Annotated in this window: 1 protein-coding gene; it reads left to right on the forward strand. The window is 64.3% G+C overall.

The annotated features are described in order from the left end of the window. Window position 1: 1 nt before the first annotated feature. A partial coding sequence (locus AC1DB8_RS16550) for an NHL repeat-containing protein (RefSeq protein ID WP_476893648.1) occupies window positions 2-1035 on the forward strand: 1034 nt, incomplete at its 3' end.

Here is a 1035-nt window from a genome sequence, read left to right on the forward strand (position 1 = left end):
GGTGTTGGTGACGGGGGCCATCATCTATCCGGGGTTTAAGACTGCTGAGGTGGAGTTGAACGATGGTGGTGTGTGGGTGGTGTCGAAGGCGAAGAATGCGGTGGGGCGGTTGAATTATCCGTCGCGGGTGTTGGATGGTGCGGTGACGCCGGCGTCGACGACGTTTGATGTGTTGCAGGATGCCGGGACGGTGTTTGTTGATGATGCGTCGGGTTCGACSTTGAACCAGGTGTCGGCGGCGCAGATGCGTTTGGGCGGGGATAAGAAGTTGCCGGGGTCGGCGGAGGTGAGTTTCGGGTCGCGGGTGATTGCGGTGACGGATSCGGCGMGGGGCCGGGTGTGGGCGTTGTCGCCGTCGACGGTGAATGGTTTTGATGAGGAGAATTCGGAGCCGGTGCTGTCGGGGGCGCGGGGGACGGTGTCGGCGGTGGGGGCTGATGACCGGATTTATAGTGCGGATCCGACGTCGGGTCAGGTGACGGTGACGGCGGTGGATGCTGATGGYCGGGTCACGGATTCGCAGGTGAGTTCGTGGGAGGGGTTGAAGGGTGCGGGCAGCATCCAGTTGAGCGTGGTGGGGGATCAGCCGGTGGTGCTGGACGCGGGCGGCGGGAAGTTGTTGTTGCCGGGCGGGCGTGAGTTGGCGTTGGCGGATGCGAAGGATGCGAAGCTGCAGCAGCCCGGTCCCGGGGCGGGTGCGGTGGCGGTGGCGACGCCGAAGGCGCTTTTTGAGGTGCCGTTGGATGGTTCGGCGGCGAAGACGGTGGCCTTTGGCGGGCAGGGGGTTCCGGCGGCGCCGGTGCAGTTGGGTGGTTGTGTGCATGCGGCGTGGTCGGGGGCGAATAAGTATGTGCGGGACTGCGGCAGTGATGCCGATGACAGGAGCGTGGATGTGCCGAAGGCGTCCGCGTCGCCGTCGTATGTGTTCCGGGTGAACCGGGATGTGGTGGTGCTCAATGATGTGAATTCGGGCAATGTGTGGCTGGTGAACCAGAACATGCAGCTGGTGAACAACTGGGACGACGTCATCCCGCC

It is taken from the genome of Arthrobacter sp. 10N410 (assembly GCF_056394945.1).